Origin of the sequence: Luteibacter sp. 329MFSha (assembly GCF_900111665.1) — a bacterium.
GTDB lineage: Bacteria > Pseudomonadota > Gammaproteobacteria > Xanthomonadales > Rhodanobacteraceae > Luteibacter.
Genome location: NZ_FOJE01000001.1, coordinates 2,320,084 through 2,336,850, shown reverse-complemented (window position 1 = coordinate 2,336,850; position 16,767 = coordinate 2,320,084). Strand labels below are relative to the sequence as shown.

Annotated in this window: 13 protein-coding genes; 9 read left to right on the top strand and 4 right to left on the bottom strand. The window is 67.2% G+C overall.

What is annotated here, in order from left to right:
* Nucleotides 1–155: 155 nt before the first annotated feature.
* Together otsA and otsB are read right to left on the bottom strand one after the other, a co-directional pair.
* Nucleotides 156–1,571: an alpha,alpha-trehalose-phosphate synthase (UDP-forming) gene (gene otsA, locus BMW54_RS10570; protein WP_090055210.1), complete on the bottom strand. Its 1,416-nt coding sequence runs from the start codon at nucleotides 1,569–1,571 to the stop codon at nucleotides 156–158.
* Nucleotides 1,568–2,353, bottom strand: a complete 786-nt coding sequence (gene otsB / locus BMW54_RS10565; protein ID WP_175472826.1) for a trehalose-phosphatase — start codon at nucleotides 2,351–2,353, stop codon at nucleotides 1,568–1,570. The genes otsA and otsB overlap by 4 nt, the downstream gene beginning before the upstream one ends.
* Before the next feature lie 170 nt (nucleotides 2,354–2,523).
* Between otsB and clpB the strand changes: the two genes are divergently transcribed.
* Nucleotides 2,524–5,106, top strand: a complete 2,583-nt coding sequence (gene clpB / locus BMW54_RS10560; RefSeq protein WP_090055207.1) for an ATP-dependent chaperone ClpB — start codon at nucleotides 2,524–2,526, stop codon at nucleotides 5,104–5,106.
* Nucleotides 5,107–5,157: 51 nt separating this feature from the next.
* Here the strand turns inward: clpB and BMW54_RS10555 are convergent, their stop codons facing one another.
* Nucleotides 5,158–7,584 (bottom strand): TonB-dependent receptor domain-containing protein, encoded by a 2,427-nt coding sequence (locus tag BMW54_RS10555; RefSeq protein ID WP_090055929.1) that lies wholly within the window; start codon nucleotides 7,582–7,584, stop codon nucleotides 5,158–5,160.
* 392 nt (nucleotides 7,585–7,976) lie between these two features.
* Here BMW54_RS10555 and BMW54_RS10550 point away from each other — a divergent pair, with 392 nt between their 5' ends.
* The 8 genes from BMW54_RS10550 (at nucleotide 7,977) to BMW54_RS10515 (ending at nucleotide 15,352) form a co-directional block, all read left to right on the top strand.
* Nucleotides 7,977–8,276 (top strand): FmdB family zinc ribbon protein, encoded by a 300-nt coding sequence (locus BMW54_RS10550; RefSeq protein ID WP_090055204.1) that lies wholly within the window; start codon nucleotides 7,977–7,979, stop codon nucleotides 8,274–8,276.
* 129 nt (nucleotides 8,277–8,405) lie between these two features.
* Complete coding sequence (locus tag BMW54_RS10545) at nucleotides 8,406–8,954, top strand: DUF3011 domain-containing protein (RefSeq protein ID WP_090055203.1); 549 nt, start codon at nucleotides 8,406–8,408, stop codon at nucleotides 8,952–8,954.
* Between the two features lie 98 nt (nucleotides 8,955–9,052).
* Nucleotides 9,053–10,822 carry an aspartate--tRNA ligase gene (gene aspS / locus BMW54_RS10540; protein ID WP_090055201.1) on the top strand — a complete coding sequence of 590 codons (1,770 nt, stop codon included), beginning with the start codon at nucleotides 9,053–9,055 and terminating at the stop codon, nucleotides 10,820–10,822.
* A 5-nt stretch (nucleotides 10,823–10,827) separates the two neighbouring features.
* Nucleotides 10,828–11,469: an esterase/lipase family protein gene (locus BMW54_RS10535; RefSeq protein WP_255364602.1), complete on the top strand. Its 642-nt coding sequence runs from the start codon at nucleotides 10,828–10,830 to the stop codon at nucleotides 11,467–11,469.
* Nucleotides 11,470–11,540: 71 nt separating this feature from the next.
* Nucleotides 11,541–12,287 (top strand): YebC/PmpR family DNA-binding transcriptional regulator, encoded by a 747-nt coding sequence (locus tag BMW54_RS10530; RefSeq protein WP_090055198.1) that lies wholly within the window; start codon nucleotides 11,541–11,543, stop codon nucleotides 12,285–12,287.
* A 45-nt stretch (nucleotides 12,288–12,332) separates the two neighbouring features.
* Entirely contained in the window at nucleotides 12,333–12,854 is a 522-nt protein-coding gene (gene ruvC, locus BMW54_RS10525; RefSeq protein WP_090055196.1) for a crossover junction endodeoxyribonuclease RuvC, read from the top strand.
* Nucleotides 12,851–13,447, top strand: a complete 597-nt coding sequence (ruvA, locus tag BMW54_RS10520; protein WP_090055927.1) for a Holliday junction branch migration protein RuvA — start codon at nucleotides 12,851–12,853, stop codon at nucleotides 13,445–13,447. The genes ruvC and ruvA overlap by 4 nt, the downstream gene beginning before the upstream one ends.
* Nucleotides 13,448–13,450: 3 nt before the next feature.
* The gene (locus tag BMW54_RS10515; protein ID WP_090055195.1) at nucleotides 13,451–15,352 is read left to right on the top strand and encodes a potassium transporter Kup; all 1,902 of its coding nucleotides are present in this window, start codon (nucleotides 13,451–13,453) and stop codon (nucleotides 15,350–15,352) included.
* A gap of 73 nt (nucleotides 15,353–15,425) precedes the next feature.
* Here BMW54_RS10515 and BMW54_RS10510 read toward each other — a convergent pair whose 3' ends face one another.
* Nucleotides 15,426–16,205, bottom strand: coding sequence for a hypothetical protein (locus BMW54_RS10510; protein WP_090055193.1), 780 nt, complete (start codon nucleotides 16,203–16,205; stop codon nucleotides 15,426–15,428).
* Nucleotides 16,206–16,767 lie beyond the last annotated feature (562 nt).

The window sequence follows — 16,767 nt, the reverse complement described above, 5'->3', positions numbered from 1 at the left end:
CCATCGCGCCCAGGTGCGCTCCCACAGGGGGCACCAGCGAAGTAGCCGGACGCAACCGCATCCGTAGGAGCGGACCTGGCCGCGATGGGTGCTCGCGGCAAGCACTCATCGCGCCCAGGTGCGCTCCCACAGGGGGGCATGGGGCATGCCGGGTGTCAGGGGGCCGTCATCGGCGTCGGCACGTAGATTTCCGGTTTGACTCGTGGTGGCTCGGTGAGCGCATGCAGGAACGCGTTGCGCCACGTGGTGATGTCGTTGCGTTCCAGCACGTCCATCATCGACTGCCAGCGCATGCGGCGCTCCTTCAGCGGCATCTCCAGCGCGCGCTTCAGCGCTTCGGAAACCTCGTCGAGGTCGGACGGGTTCACCAGCAGGGCGGCGTCCAGTTCCTGCGCGGCACCAGCGAAGCGCGAAAGGACGAGCACGCCCGGATCCTGGGGATCCTGGCAGGCGACGTATTCCTTCGCCACGAGGTTCATGCCGTCGCGTAGCGGCGTGACCAGGCCCACCTTCGCCACCCGGAAGTAACCCGCCAGCACCTTGTGCCCGAAGGACTTGTTGACGTACCGGATGGGCACCCAGTCCGGCTCGGCGTACTGGCCGTTGATGTGACCGGCGCTGCGCTCGAGCTCGCGACGCAACGAGCGGTATTCCGGCACGTCGGAGCGCGAGGGCGGGGCGATCTGCAGCAGCGAGACGCGGCCGCGCATGTCCTTGTGGTCGCGCAGGAGGCGGGCGAAGCCCTCGAAGCGCTCCGGAAGGCCCTTGGAGTAGTCGAGGCGGTCCACGCCGATGATCAGCGAGCGGTCGTCGATCGAGGCCTTGAGCCGCGCCACGGCGCCACTGTCTTCCGCCCTGTGCGCCAGTTCGACCGCTTCCGCGGTGTCGATGCTGATCGGGAACACGCCGGCGCGGAAGATGCGTCCGTTGGCGGCGCGGATGCGGCCGCCGGTGCGCATCGCCGCGCCCAGCTCGTGCAGGAAATAGTCCTCGAGCGCGCGCAGGTCGCGCTGCGTGTGCAAGCCGACGAGATCGTACGAGGCCAGCGGCTCCAGCAGTTCGCGGTGCCGGGGCAGGGTGATCAGCAGGCCCGCGGCGGGCAGCGGCGTGTGCAGGAAGAAACCGATCCGGTTCTCGACGCCCAGCTCGCGCAGCATCGCGGCCAGCGGGATCAGGTGGTAATCGTGCACCCAGATGATGTCGTCCTTGCGGAGCAGCTTTGCCACCCGCTTGGCGAAGATCCGGTTGACCCGCAGGTACCCTTCGAGGTGGTCGCGGCGGTAATCGACCAAGTCGGCCCGATAGTGGAACAGCGGCCAGAGGGCCCGGTTCGCGAAACCGCTGTAGTAGTCGTCATGGTCCGCCTTGGACATGTCGATCGTGGCGTAGCTGATGTGGCCGTCCTCGACCTCGTGCAACTCCTTGCCCGTTTCGGCGGCGATGTTCCCGCTCCACCCGAACCACAGCCCACCCATTTCCTGCAGCGCCGCGTTCATCGCGGACGCCAGTCCACCGGTCTGCGTCTGCTTCGGCAGCGCGACACGGTTAGATATGACGACTAGTCGGCTCATTTTTCGCTCGCGGCTCCTTGCGTCAACAGGGCTTTCACGGAATCCAGCCAAGCATGGACATCGGCCGGGCTAGACAATGTGAACGCCGCTTGTGACGGCACCCTTTCACCGACGCGGATCGACACGCCGCCGCGCTCGTTGACGACCGCGAAGGCGTGCTCGTCGGTGAGGTCGTCGCCGAGGTAGATGGGCGTGCGGCCGCGGAACGGCGGGGCGTCGAGGAAGGCCGCGACCGCCGCGCCCTTGTCCATCCCGCGTGGCTTGAACTCGTAGACGAAGTTGCCCGGCTGGAGCTCGAACCCGGGGAAGCGCCGGACGATCGCAGGTGCGATCCGGCCGAGCTCGTCGGCACGCTCGGGGTGCTCGCGGCAATGCAGGGCGACCGACCAGCTCTTGTCCTCCACGCGCACGCCCGGCAGCAGGGCCGCCAGATCGTGGACGGCGGCGCGCAAGGCCTTCAGTTCAGCCTCGTCGATCCGGACGGCGGTACGGTGGCCGTCGCCGTCACGCCGTTCGAGCCCGTGCTGGCCGGCGGCCGCCCACTCGCAGCGGGCGAAGATGCGGTCGAGGCCCGAGATGGCGCGGCCGCTGACGAGGGCGATCGCCCCGCCGAGGGCGTCGTGCAGCGCATCGAGGGTGTCCATCAGGCCGTCGGCGACGAACACGGCGTCCGGATCGTCGGCGAACGCGAGCAGCGTGCCGTCCGCGTCAAGAAAAAGAGCACTATCGCGGGAGACGAGCTCCACGGGAGGCGAGGGCAGGGTGTCGCGGGCGGCGTTCACGGTGACTCCAGGGACATCGACCCTGTCAGGATGCCTTCGGAGCCGTGAAAAAAGCGCTGCGTCGACCGTCCCCAGCCGTTGAAGGCGCCGGGTGCGGGCCGCATCTGTTTCATCAGAGGCGGTCGCGGGGAGGGCCCGGGGCGCGCCAACATCTTCGGGAGACACCAACCATGCGAATGGACAAACTGACGTCGCGCTTCCAGCAGGCGCTGGCTGACGCGCAGTCGCTGGCCGTCGGCCGCGACAACAACATACTCGAACCGGCGCACCTGCTCGCCGCGCTGCTCGACCAGCAGGGCGGCTCGACGGGTCCGTTGCTGACCCAGGCGCAGGTCAACGTGCCCGCGCTGCGCCAGCGCGTGAGCGAGATCCTCGACCGGCTGCCGAAGGTCAGCGGCCAGGAAGGCAACATCAGCCTGGGCAACGACCTCAACCGCCTGCTCAACCTCACCGACAAGCTGGCACAGCAGCGTGGCGACCAGTTCGTCGCCAGCGAGCTGTTCCTGCTGGCCGCCCTGGACGACCGTGGCGAGGTCGGCGGCGCGCTGAAAGCCGCCGGCGCGACGAAAGAGCGTATCGAGGCCGCGATCGAAAAACTCCGCGGTGGCGAGAAGGTGCAGTCCGAGAACGCCGAAGAGCAGCGCCAGGCGCTGGAGAAGTACACCATCGACCTCACCGAGCGGGCCGAGAGCGGCAAGCTCGATCCGGTGATCGGCCGCGACGAGGAGATCCGTCGCACGATCCAGGTGCTGCAGCGCCGGACGAAGAACAACCCGGTGCTGATCGGCGAGCCGGGCGTGGGCAAGACGGCGATCGTCGAGGGCCTCGCGCAGCGCATCGTCAACGGCGAGGTGCCCGAGGGCCTGCGCGACAAGCGCGTGCTTTCGCTCGACATGGGCGCGCTGATCGCGGGCGCGAAGTTCCGCGGCGAGTTCGAGGAACGGCTCAAGGGCGTGCTCAACGATCTTTCGAAGCAGGAAGGTCGCGTGATCCTCTTCATCGACGAGTTGCACACGATGGTCGGCGCCGGCAAGGCCGATGGCGCGATGGACGCCGGCAACATGCTCAAGCCCGCGCTGGCGCGTGGCGAGCTGCATTGCATCGGCGCGACGACGCTCGACGAATACCGCAAGTACGTCGAGAAGGATGCCGCGCTCGAGCGCCGTTTCCAGAAGGTCTATGTGGGCGAACCGAGCGTGGAGGACACGATCGCGATCCTGCGCGGCCTGAAGGAGCGCTACGCCGTGCACCACGGCGTGGAGATCACCGATCCCGCGATCGTCGCGGCGGCCACGCTGTCGGCGCGCTACATCCCCGATCGCCAGCTTCCCGACAAGGCCATCGACCTGATGGACGAGGCGGCGTCGCGCATCCGCATGGAGATCGATTCCAAGCCGGAAGAGCTCGATCGCCTCGAGCGACGCCTGATCCAGCTGAAGATCCAGCGCGAGATGCTGAAGAAGGAGCAGGACGACGAGTCGAAGCAGCGCCTCGCCACCCTCGAGGCCGACATCGAAAAGCTCGACCGCGAATTCTCCGACCTCAACGAGGTGTGGAAATCCGAGAAGGCCACGCTGCAGGGTGCGACCAAGATCAAGGAACAGATCGAGCAGGCGCGTCTCGAACTCGAAGCCGCGCAGCGTCGCCAGGACTACGGTGCGATGAGCGAGATCCAGTACGGCCGCCTGCCGGCGCTGGAAGCGCAGCTCGCCGCCGCGCAGCAGGCCGAGAAGCAGGACTTCACGCTGCTGCAGGACCGCGTCACGGCGGAAGAGATCGCCGAGGTGGTCGCGCGCTGGACCGGCATTCCCGTGTCGAAGATGCTCGAAGGCGAGCGCGAGAAGCTGTTGCACATGGAAGAGGCGTTGCACGGGCGCGTCGTCGGTCAGGACGAGGCGGTGCGCGCGGTGTCCGACGCGATCCGTCGTGCGCGCGCCGGCCTGTCCGATCCGAACCGCCCGTACGGCTCGTTCCTGTTCCTCGGTCCCACCGGCGTGGGCAAGACCGAACTGTGCAAGGCGCTGGCCGATTTCCTCTTCGACACGCAGGATGCGATGGTCCGCATCGACATGAGCGAGTTCATGGAGAAACATTCCGTGAGCCGTCTGGTCGGCGCGCCTCCGGGTTATGTCGGTTACGAAGAAGGTGGCTACCTCACCGAAGCGGTGCGCCGCCGCCCGTACAGCGTGATCCTGCTCGACGAGGTCGAGAAGGCGCATCCGGACGTCTTCAACATCCTGCTCCAGGTGCTGGACGATGGCCGCCTCACCGACGGTCAGGGCCGCACCGTCGACTTCCGCAACACGGTCATCGTCATGACGTCGAACCTCGGTTCGAACCTGATCCAGGAACAGGCCGGCGACAGCGAAGCCGACTACCTGCAGATGAAGGCCTCCGTGCTCGGCGTGGTGCAGGCGCACTTCCGCCCCGAGTTCATCAACCGCCTCGACGACCTCGTCGTGTTCCGTCCGCTCGACAAGAAGCAGATCCGTTCGATCGCGCGCATCCAGCTCGATTACCTGGCCAAGCGTCTGGCCGAACGCCAGCTGGGCCTGGAGATCACCGACGCGGCGCTCGACCTGCTCGGCAGCGCGGGCTTCGATCCGGTGTACGGCGCGCGCCCGCTCAAGCGCGCGATCCAGCAGCAGCTGGAGAACCCGCTGGCGCAGCGTATCCTGCAGGGTGCGTTCTCCCCGGGGCAGACGGTGAAGGTGGACTCCGATGGCAACCACCTGAGCTTCGTCGCGGTGTGACCGAAGAGCCATCGTGCATCCGTGCACGATGGCTCTCCCGCCGCCGTCGGCTCAGAAGCGGAAGCCGACCTTCGCGTAGTAGTACCGCCCGTTGAAGCCGAACGGCGACAGCGACGAGTATTGCAGGCCGCTGAAATAGTCCTCGCCGGTGTTCGTCGGGCTCACGCGCGTCGGGTACTGGTTGGTCGCGTTGTCGACGCCGAGCGTGAAGCTCCACGCGTCGAGCGTGTAACCCACGGAGGTGTTCAGCAGCCATCGCGCGGCGAACGTCTGGTCGGTCGAGGCGTCCGTCGTCACGCGCGTGACGGTGCCGTACCGCGTGAGGTCCGCGTGCGCACGGAAGCCGGCGAGCGACCAGTCGCCACCGAGGACGAACTTGGTGCGCGGCGTGGCGCGGGTCAGCAGGCCCTGGCTCGCACGGCCGAACAGCTCGATGCCTTCCGACGCGTTCGCCTGCAGGATGGCCGGGGTGGCGGCCACGTCGAGCACCTTCACCTTGTTGTAGTTGCCGCTGGCCATCAGGTTGAACTCGCCGGCGTTCGTCGTCGGGATGCGGTAGTTGATCACGAGGTCCGCGCCGCGCGTGCGCGTGGTCGCCGCGTTGGCGAAGTACTGGACGGCGGTGACCTGCTGGCCGGGCACGACGCTGTTGAAGTACGCGGCGAGCACGGGGTCGGTCAGGCTGATCGTGTCGGAGTAGAGGATCTGGTTCCAGATGCGGATCTGGTACACGTCGAGCGTGGCGCTCAGGTTAGCGATCGGCTCCCACACCGCGCCGATGCCGTAGTTGGCGGATTTCTCGGGCTTCAGCGCCTTCGCGCCCAGGGCGATCGCCGCGGGGTCGGAAGTGCGGTAGGTGCCGGTCTGCGCGAGCTGTCCCGTGCTCGGGTCGATGATGGTCACCACCGACTGGTAGTTCTGCTGGGCGAGCGACGGTGCGCGGAAGCCGTTGGAGATCGTGCCGCGCAGCGCGAACGTGGGCGTGAACTGGTAGCGCATGGAGACCTTGCCCGAACGCGTCGACCCGGCGTCGCTGTAATGCTCGTAGCGCCCGGCGACGCCGGCGGAGAAGCGGTCGGTCACGTCGGTTTCGAGATCGACGTAGGCGGCCTCGCTGTGGCGGGTGAAGCTGCCGGCGGCGGAGGGCGGTAGACCCGGGAAGACCTGCGCGCCGCCCGCGTACGGCGCATCGGTGCCCGGGATCAGCGTCGCCGGGTTGAAGTAGTACGAATCCGGATCGCCCGCGTCGATCTGGTACTTCTCCCTGCGGTACTCGGCGCCGAACGCGAGGGTGAGCGGGTTGGGCAACCAGCCCACGCTGAAATCCTTGCCGATGTCGACGTTGGCGAGCGCCTGCGAGTTCTTGAAGGTGCCCGCGTTGAAATACGTCGGCGAATTGCCGGTGGAATAGAAGAGGTTGGTGTTGATGCTGTTGGCGACGTCGAAGACGAGCGAATTGATGCCGTAGTTGCCCGATGCGTCCCAGCGCCAGCCGCCGTCGGTCGTGCCTTTCACGCCGAGGATGGCCGTGCTGTCGTTCGTGTGGTTCACGATCTGCGGAAGGAAGCCGTCCGGGTACACCTCGGGCACGTTGCGCGCGTTCGTGGCGCCGCGGTAGTAGCCGTTCGAGGTCACGTCGCGCCGGCTCAGGCTGAGCACCCCGTACACGTCGACGTTGTGCGCCACGGCGTACTGGAAATTGGTGAGCGCCTGGTACGTCTTGATCGCGGGGTCGCCATAACGCTGGTGCGCGATGTTCCCGTCGGCCGCTTCCTCCGGCGTGAACAGCCCGACGGACGCGGCGCGGTTGGTGTTCATCGAGTTCTGGTAGTTCCACGCGACGCGGAGCCAGCCCTTCGCATCGGCGCCCTTGCCGCCGAGGTCGATGCCCACGGAGCCGTCGATGCCGTTCGTGGCACCGTCGCCCTTGTCCATGATGCCGCCGTTGGCGGTGATCACGTTCGATCCCGCGGCGGCGCCGTGCTTGAGCACGATATTGATCACGCCCGCGATGGCGTCGGAGCCGTACTGCGCCGCTGCGCCGTCGCGCAGGACCTCGATGTGGTCGATCGCCGAGATGGGAATGGAGTTCAGGTCGGCCGGTGCCGAACCGCGGCCGACGGAGGGGTTGTAATTGACCAGCGCCGAGGTGTGATAGCGCTTGCCGTCGACGAGGACGAGGGTCGCGTCGGGCGACAGGCCGCGCAGGCTCGCCGGGCGGATCGCGTCGTTGCCGTCGTTGATGGCCGGGCGCGGGAAGTCGAGCGACGGAAGCAGTCGGGCCAGCGCGGTGGCCAGTTCGGTGCTGCCGGTGGAGGTGAGGTCGCGTGGCGTGAGCACGTCGATCGGGGAGAGCGAACTGGCTTCGGTGCGCGTCGTCGATCGGGTACCGGTCACGACGACCTGGTCGAGCTGGCGTGCCTCGCTCGCCTGCGGCGGCGGGCTGGCGTCCTGCGCGTAACCCGGTGTCACGATCATGAGTCCCAGGGTCGGCAGCCAGCGGGTGGCGGGTTTGCGTCGGAGGATCTTGCCTTTCGTCATCGGTGGGTTCCCCAGGGCGAGCTCGTCGTCACGCGGGGCGCGGCACACCCCGCGACACGGCCGGCGGCCGTGCTGGAATCCAAGCTAGGCAGGGCTGCTGCGGCGCGTCAATAAGACGGTTTCACTTTGCGCCAATAAGGGGAAAAACGCAGAGAATGTCTCCTGAATTATAGGGTTGGTACGAAATTGGCTTGTCTCTCCATTTTGGTGCAAGGCCGAATCGTGACCGCGCCGGAGCTCGTCGCGATGCCTCGCGCAGCGGTCTCCGCATTGAAAAGGGGCGATGCCGCCCGATAATGGCCGGCTGGTACATCCGAGGACGTCTTCCCATGCCCATCTACGAATTCCAGTGCCAGGCCTGCGGCCACCGCTTCGAACGGTTGCAGAAGATCTCCGACGCCGACCCCACCGTGTGCCCGAACTGTGGCGAGCCGCGCGTCGGCCGGATGCTGAGCGCGCCGCAATTCCGGCTCGCGGGCGGTGGCTGGTACGAAACCGATTTCAAGAAGGACGGCGATCGCAAGCGCAATCTCGTCGAAGGGTCGACCGGCGCGCCCGCGGCGAGCCCCGCGCCCGCTCCGGCGCCCTCGCCGGCGCCCGCGACCGGTAGCAAGTCCTCGTCCGACTGAGCGTCGAGGCCAACGCCGGATAACCGGAGCGGCGGCCTACACATGTGCTCGGCAGATTCCTACGATCCGTTCAAACATCGTTTCGTATTCCTCCGATAGCTTGGCGCCACACACATCGGAGGTAGGGACATGAAACGCATTCTGGGACTGGCCGCCACCGTCGCGCTCGGCGCCGCCGCGTTCACGGCCGCGCCCGCGGCGCACGCGCAGCGGGGTGGCGACACCGTCAACTGCTACAGCGACAACGGGCGTCGGTCCTACTGCCGGGTGCCGTGGCGCGACGCCCGGCTGGTTCGTCAGGATTCGAAGACCGCCTGCATCCGTGGCCGCACCTGGGACATCGACCGCGGCGGCCTCTGGGTCGACGACGGCTGCCGCGGCATCTTCCAGGAGGCCCGTGGCTGGGGCGGCGGACGTCCGGGCGGTGGCTGGGGCCACGATGACGACGATCGCCCGGGCTGGGGCGGCGGGCGTCCCGGTGGTGGCGGTGGACAGATCGTCAGCTGCGATAGCAACGACAACAAGCGCGTGTTCTGCCGCTGGCCCATCGGCCGCGGTGCCCGCCTCGTCCAGCAGACCTCGAAGAACCAGTGTCGCGAGGGCTACAGCTACGGCTTCACCCGGGACGGCATCTGGGCGGATCACGGCTGCCGGGGGCAGTTCGACATCGGCCGCTGAGGCCGTTTCCGGCAGGTGGGTGACCCCGGCTCGTGATACGATCCGGGGTCTTTTCCCCCGCCTTTGATCGCCCACGCGGCAGCCGGAGCTCCAAGCGCATGCGCACCCATTTTTGCGGCCTCATCGACGAGTCGCTGATCGGCCAGGACGTCACCCTTTGCGGGTGGGTCAACACCCTCCGGCTGCAGAGCCACGTGGCCTTCGTCGACCTCCGCGACCATGAGGGCGTCGCCCAGGTCGTGATCGAACGCGAGAACGCCGACGCCTTCGCCGTCGCGGGCGAACTGGGTTACGAATACGTGGTCAGGGTCACCGGGCAGATCCGCAAGCGCCTGTCGGCGAACGACAAGCTGAAGACCGGCACCGTCGAGCTGATCGCCGACAAGGTCGAGATCCTCAATGCCGCGCGCGACCTGCCGTTCGCGCTGCACGAGAATCCGAACGAGGACATGCGGATGACCTACCGCTACCTCGACCTGCGCCGTCCGGAGATGCAGAAGATGATGCGCACGCGCACCGCGCTGGTGCGCGAGCTGCGTCGCTACCTCGATGCCGCGGGCTTCCAGGACATCGAGACGCCGATCCTCACGAAGGCCACGCCGGAAGGCGCCCGCGATTACCTGGTGCCGAGCCGCGTGCATCCGGGCCAGTTCTACGCGCTGCCGCAGTCGCCGCAGCTGTTCAAGCAGATCCTGATGATGGCGGGCTTCGACCGCTACTACCAGATCGCCCGCTGCTTCCGCGACGAAGACCTGCGCGCCGATCGCCAGCCGGAATTCACGCAGCTCGACCTCGAGTTCGCGTTCGTGCAAGAGCACGACGTGCAGGACTTCGTCGAAAACCTCATCCGCCACGTGTTCCGCGAAGTGCGCGGCGTCGAACTGGACGCCAGCTTCCCGCGCATGACGTACGAGGAGGCGATGCGCCGCTTCGGCTCCGACAAGCCCGACCTGCGCAACCCGCTCGAGCTCGTCGACGTCGCCGATGCCGTGAAGCACATCGAGTTCAAGGTGTTCGCCGAGCCGGCGAACGATCCGGCCGGACGCGTGGCCGCGCTGCGCGTGCCCGGTGGCGCCGAGCTTTCGCGCAAGGACATCGACGGCCTCGCCGAGTACGCCGGAAAGTACGGCGCGAAGGGTCTCGCCTGGCTGAAGGTCGACGACCTGGCCAAGGGCCGCGAGGGCATCAACTCGCCGGTCGCGAAGTTCCTCGACGACGCCGCGCTCGCGCAGGTACTCGCGCTCACGGGCGCCGCCAACGGCGACATCGTGTTCTTCGGCGCGGGTCGCTGGAAGACGGTCACCGACTTCATGGGCGCCGTGCGCCTGAAGGTGGGTCGCGATCGCGGCCTGGTGGAGAACGCCTGGAAGCCGCTGTGGGTCACCGACTTCCCGATGTTCGAATACGACGAGGAAGAGAAGCGCTTCGTCGCGCTCCACCACCCGTTCACCGCGCCGAAGGTCGACGACATCGCCGATCTGCGCGCCAACGCGGCCGTCGCGGTGAGCCGTGGTTACGACATGGTGCTCAACGGTAACGAGATCGGCGGCGGTTCGATCCGTATCCATCGCCCCGAGATGCAGAGCGCGGTGTTCGACCTGCTCGGCATCGGTGCGGAAGAGGCGCAGGGCAAGTTCGGCTTCCTGCTCGACGCCCTGCGCATGGGCGCGCCGCCCCATGGCGGCCTGGCCTTCGGCATCGACCGCATCGCCGCCCTGATGGCCGGCACGGAATCGATCCGCGACGTCATCGCCTTCCCGAAGACCACCAGCGCCCAGGACCTGATGACCGACGCGCCGTCGCCCGTCTCCGAGCCGCAGCTGAAGGAACTCCACGTCCGCGTCGCCGCGGAGTCGGCGAAGGCCTGATCCTCGTGGAAGACGTCAGCGCCCCACAGCCCGATGTCCTGTTGTTGCACGGGTTGTGGATGCGCGGCTTCGCCATGGCGATGCTGCACCGTCGCCTGCGCGAGGAGGGCTTCCGGGTCCACCAGTTCGAGTACATGAGCGTCGCCGCGCCGCCGGAGCAGGCGATCGCGCGGCTGCGCAAGCGTATCCGCAGCCTGGAGCCCGGGCCGGTGCACGTGGTGGGGCACAGCCTCGGCGGCATCCTCGCGCTGCTGGCCTGCCGCGACGACGACCTGCCGGACGGTCGCATCGTCTGTCTGGGCTCGCCGCTCAATGGCAGCGGCGCCGCGCGGGGGCTCACGCACCGTTGGGGTGGCGACATGCTGCTCGGGCGCTCGAAGGAGCTGCTCGAGCACGGTCTCGACCGTTGGGATGGTCATCGCGAGGTCGGCGTGATCGCCGGCCGCCAGCCGGTGGGCCTCGGCTCGCTCGTCGGCGACGTCGGCTCCGAGCACGACGGTTCGGTCGGCGTGGAAGAGACGCGCCTGCCGGGCCTGACCGCCCATTGCATCCTCGAGACCAGCCATACCGGCATGCTGGTATCGGCGGACGTGGCACGCCAGGCGGCGGTGTTCCTCAGGGAAGGGCGGTTCGACACCGAGGCGTGACCGGCGCGCGCAAGGCGCGCTCCTACGCTAGAATCCCGCCCCTGTCCTTCCGGTATCACCAGGAATCGAACATGGGTAGAGGCCCTTCCATCGAAGGTCGCAAGAACGCCGAAGACGCCAAGCGCGCCAAGGTGTTCACCAAGCTGATCCGCGAAATCACCATCGCTACCCGCGGCGGCGTGCCCGACCCGAACGGCAATCCGCGCCTGCGCGCGGCCGTCGACAAGGCGCTGGCCGCGAACATGACCAAGGACACCATCGAGCGCGCCATCAAGCGCGGCTCCGGTGCCGACGGCGGCGCGGACATGCACGAGATCCGCTACGAGGGCTACGGCCCGGCGGGTACCGCGCTGATCATCGACTGCGTCACCGACAACCAGACCCGCACCGTCGCCGACGTGCGCGCGGCGCTGAACAAGCTCGGCGGCAACATGGGCACCACCAATTCGGTGGCGTTCCAGTTCACCCGCGTGGGCCAGGTCGTGGTCCACACCGGCGGCGACGCCGATGTCGAGGCGAAGCTCGAGGAAGCCGCCATCGAGAACAACGCCGAGGACATCGTCATCGAGAACGGTGTCGGCACGGTGCTGCTCGCCGCCGATCCGATCGCGGTGGAAGCCATGCGCAAGGCGCTGTCGACCGCCGGTTTCGACATCGACGGCTCCGACGTCGTCATGCGTCCGAACGGCCCGCTGGTCACCCCGACCGGCGAGGCCCTGGAGCAGTTCCAGAAGCTGCTCGAACGCCTCAACGGGCTCGACGACGTGGACGAGGTCTACCACAACGCCGTCCTGCCGCAGGAAGCGGACGACGAGTGAGGCCCTTGCGGTCTCCTTCGCCACGCGCGCAAGCTGCCTTCCGTCATGACCCGCATTCTCGGCATCGACCCGGGTAGCCAGCGCACGGGCGTCGGCGTCATCGACGTCGCGCCCGGTGGCGCCATCAGCCATGTCTGGCATGGCGCCCTGGTGGTGGTCGGGGAGGAAACCTTTCCGCTTCGCCTGAAACGCATCTTTGACGGGTTGTGCGGCATCATCGGCACGCACGGTCCGGCGGAAGCCGCGATCGAGCGTGTCTTCATGGCGCGCAACGCGGATTCGGCCCTCAAGCTGGGCCAGGCGCGCGGCGCGGCCGTCTGTGCCGTGGTCAGCCAGGGAATCGTCGTGCACGAATATGCAGCGACCGAGGTCAAGCAGGCGGTGGTCGGTACCGGCCGCGCCGACAAGACCCAGGTCCAGCACATGATCGGGATGATCCTCGGCATCAAGGGTCCGCTGCAGGCGGACGCCGCCGACGCGCTGGCGATCGCGATCGCCCACGCGCATACCCGGTCCAGTATCGAACGCGTGGGTATCCCGCGCACGGCATGGAGACGTCGCCGATGATCGGCCGCCTGCGTGGCACTCTCATCACCAAGCAGCCGCCGTCGCTCCTCATCGAGGTGGGCGGCGTCGGTTACGAAGTCGACGCCCCGATGTCGACGATCTACGACCTCCCGGCCACGGGCAAGGAAGTGACCCTCCTCACCCATTACGCGGTGAAGGAAGACGGCGTGGCGCTCTACGGCTTCCTGCGCGAAGCCGAGCGGGCCATGTTCCGCCACCTGCTCAAGGTCAGCGGCATCGGCGCGAAGATCGCGCTGGCCGTGCTTTCGGGCGTGGCGACGGACGAGCTCTCGCGCCTGGTGCATGCCGGCGACGTCGTGGCGCTGACGAAGATCCCGGGTATCGGCAAGAAAACCGCCGAGCGCATGGTCGTCGAACTGCGCGACCGCGTCGACGCCGTGGGCGTGCGGCTGCCGGTGAGCGCCGTGGGCGACGCGGCTCCGGTCGATCCCGTGGGCGAGGCGACCGTGGCCCTGCAGCAACTCGGTTACAAGCCGGTGGAAGCCTCGCGACTGGTCCAGAAGGCCGCCGCCGACGGTGACACCGCCGAAGCCATCATCCGCAAGGCGCTGCGCGCCGCGTTGGGGACCTGATCCATGGGCCAGCACAACCACGCCGAAGAGCTGCAGAACGCGCACGGCAAGAAACTCGCCGCGCTCGCGCTCGGTGCCATCGGCATCGTGTTCGGTGACATCGGCACCAGCCCGCTGTACACCATGAAGGAAACGCTCGGCACGCACGGTATGACGCCCGAGCCCATGGCCGTGCTCGGCGTGCTCTCGCTGATCTTCTGGTCGCTGCTGATGGTGATCTCGCTGAAGTACGTCACGTTCGTGATGCGGGCGGACAACAAGGGCGAGGGCGGCATCATGGCCCTGATGGCCCTGGCCCAGCGAAGCATGAGCGGATCGCCGCGCGCGCGCTGGGTGCTGGCCGCCATCGGCATCTTCGGCGCGTCGCTGTTCTACGGCGACGGCGTCATCACGCCGGCGATGTCGGTGCTCTCGGCCGTGGAAGGCCTGGAGGTGGCGGCGCCGTCGCTCGACACGTACATCCTGCCGATCTGCCTCGTGATCCTGCTGGTGCTTTTCGCCATCCAGCGCCACGGCACGGAGATCGTCGGCAAGGCGTTCGCGCCGGTGATGACGACCTGGTTCCTCGTGCTCGCCTGGCTCGGCCTGCGCCAGCTGATCGCGCACCCCGAGGTGCTCTGGGCGCTGAATCCGAAGTACGCGGTGCACTTCTTCATGGAGCACGGGCGCCAGGCGTTCATCGCGCTGGGCGGCGTGGTGCTGGCGCTGACCGGTGGCGAGGCCCTCTACGCCGACATGGGCCACTTCGGCAAGAAGCCGATCCGGATGGCCTGGTTCTTCTTCGTGCTGCCGGCGCTGCTCATCAATTACTTCGGTCAGGGCGCGCTGCTGCTGCACAACCCGGACGCCATCGAGAACCCGTTCTACAAGATGGTTCCCGAGGACCTGCTCTACCCGATGATCGCCCTGGCGACGGCCTCGGCGGTGATCGCCTCCCAGGCGGTGATCTCCGGCGCGTTCTCGATGACCCGCGAAGCCATGTCGCTCGGCTACTCGCCGCGCATGGCCGTCGTGCATACGTCGCACGAGATGTCGGGCCAGATCTTCGTGCCCTGGGTGAACCGCCTCCTGCTCGTGCTGGTGTTCCTCGCCGTCATCGGGTTCCGCTCGTCGAACAACCTCGGCGCGGCGTACGGCATCGCGGTGACCGGCACGATGACGATGACCACGCTGCTGGCGCTGGTCGTCGCGCGCCGCCGCTGGCACTGGCACTGGTCCGCGGTCATCACCGTGGGCGTCATCTTCCTCATCGCGGACCTGGCCTTCTTCGGTGCCAACGCGCTGAAGATCGCGCACGGCGGCTGGTTCCCGCTGGTGCTGGGCGTGGTGATCTTCACGGTGATGACGACGTGGCGGCGGGGCAGGGACCTCGTCGTGCGCGAGATCAAGCAGTCGGGCCTCGCGCTGGAACCGTTCGTGGCGAACATCGCCGACCATCCGCCGGTGATCGTCCCCGGCACGGCCGTGTTCCTCACCGCGAACCAGAACGCCGTGCCCCACGCGATGCTGCACAACCTCAAGCACAACAAGGTACTGCACGAACGCAACGTGCTGCTGACCGTGGAGATGCTGGAAACGCCCGTCGCCGATTACGACGAGCGCATGGAAGTCATCGAGTACGGCAGCGGCTTCTACGGCCTGCAGCTGCGCTACGGTTTCGCGGAAGACCCGAACATCCCGCTGTCGTTGTCGCGGGCCAGCGCCAAGGGCCTCGACTTCGACATGATGGACACCACGTTCTTCCTGTCGCGCGAAACCATCGTCGCGGACATCCGCCGCCCCGGCATGGCGATGTGGCGCGACAAGCTCTTCGCCTTCCTCGCCCGCAACGCGCTACCCGCGACCGCGTTCTTCCAGATCCCGGGTAACCGCCTGATCGAGCTGGGCGCGCAGGTGGAAATCTAGCGCTGGCGCGAGTGCTGCCGGCGCGCGAAGGGTGCTCGCAAAGAGCACCCTTCGCGGCGAACCGCTTACCGGATCAGGAATCCACCAGCTTCCGGGCGATTTCCAGAAGGCGGGCCTGATTTTCCACGGTCGCCTCTGGGTGGTTCGGCTGCAGCTGTAGCGAGTACAGCTTTCGCTGAGTCGCCCAGCTGACGGAAACGAGCGTGCGACCGGACGTGCTGCGCGCGGTCTTGACGGTGCCCTGTTGTCCGTTCACGTCGGTGTTCAACCACTCCTCGACCACCGTCACGGATTCCCTGCTTGCGGCATGGTCTGCCTCGTCCATTATGACGAGGCCGAGGTCGGCGACTTCGAACGTTCTGGCGAGACCTGACCATTTCCCCCTGAGGCAGGCGCCGCCGAGGCGTACTTCCAGTAGCCTGGCCGACGATAGCGCGGACGGCCCGAGGTCGATCGGCTTGACCAGGATGTCGTCCTGGATTTCAGTCAAGGAATGGAAGGTCCGGTCGTGGCGAGGAATGTATCCGCGCTGATTGGCGGCGGCTCTCACCGCGGCTCGCAGGTCCGGAACCTTGTCGTTCTCCGCCGGATAAAAGCCACGACTCCGCTGTTCATCGATCTGCCGTCGTATCTCCTTCGCCTGTTCCGGAGTGCTCCACGTGTCGCTCAGTGGGACCGTGTGGAGGCCCGGCGTCGGGTCGACCTTGCGCAGGTCGACTCCGGCGTCGAGCGCCGCATCGATCTGTTCGCGTGAGAACGCCGGCGGCAAGTCCGGTGCGCTCTGGCCTGAAGACGCGCTGCTGAAAAGACAGGCGACGTGCAGAACAAAACGAAGTGTCTTCGAAGGGGTCATATCGCCATGCTCCTGAGGTCCGATCCGTGGCGAGGCAGCGATGCGCTCCTGAGATGGCGCCTGTCGCCCTCGTGGAGCTCCACACGTTAGAAGCGCAGCCGCAGCCGGAGCAGTCGGCGTCGCCCTGCATGTGCGGTGCTCATGACGGACTGTGCTGTGAGAGGAATTCTTCCGTAGCGGAGGTTTTATCCACACGCGGTGTGGATACGCCTTGCATAATCGTGTGGACAAGTCCGCTTCGCGTTTCGGCGTCAACGGGTTGCGTTGTGCTGGTCAGTTCTTGAGCACCGTCGGTGGGCCGTGTAGGAGCGCGCCCTGCGCGCGACATGTTTTGAGGCCGTGAGAAGCAGGGCCTGAGCTCCTCGCGAAAGGATGTCGCGCGCAGGGCGCGCTCCTACAGCCGCGTTATCCACATGTCGTGTGGATACAGCTTGCATAACCGTGTGGACAAGTCCGCTTCGCGCTTGGGCGTCAACGGCTTGCGTTGTGCTGGTCAGTTCTTGAGCAGCATCGGTGTGCGGCGTAGGAGCGCGCCCTGCGCGCGACATGTTTTGAGGCCGTG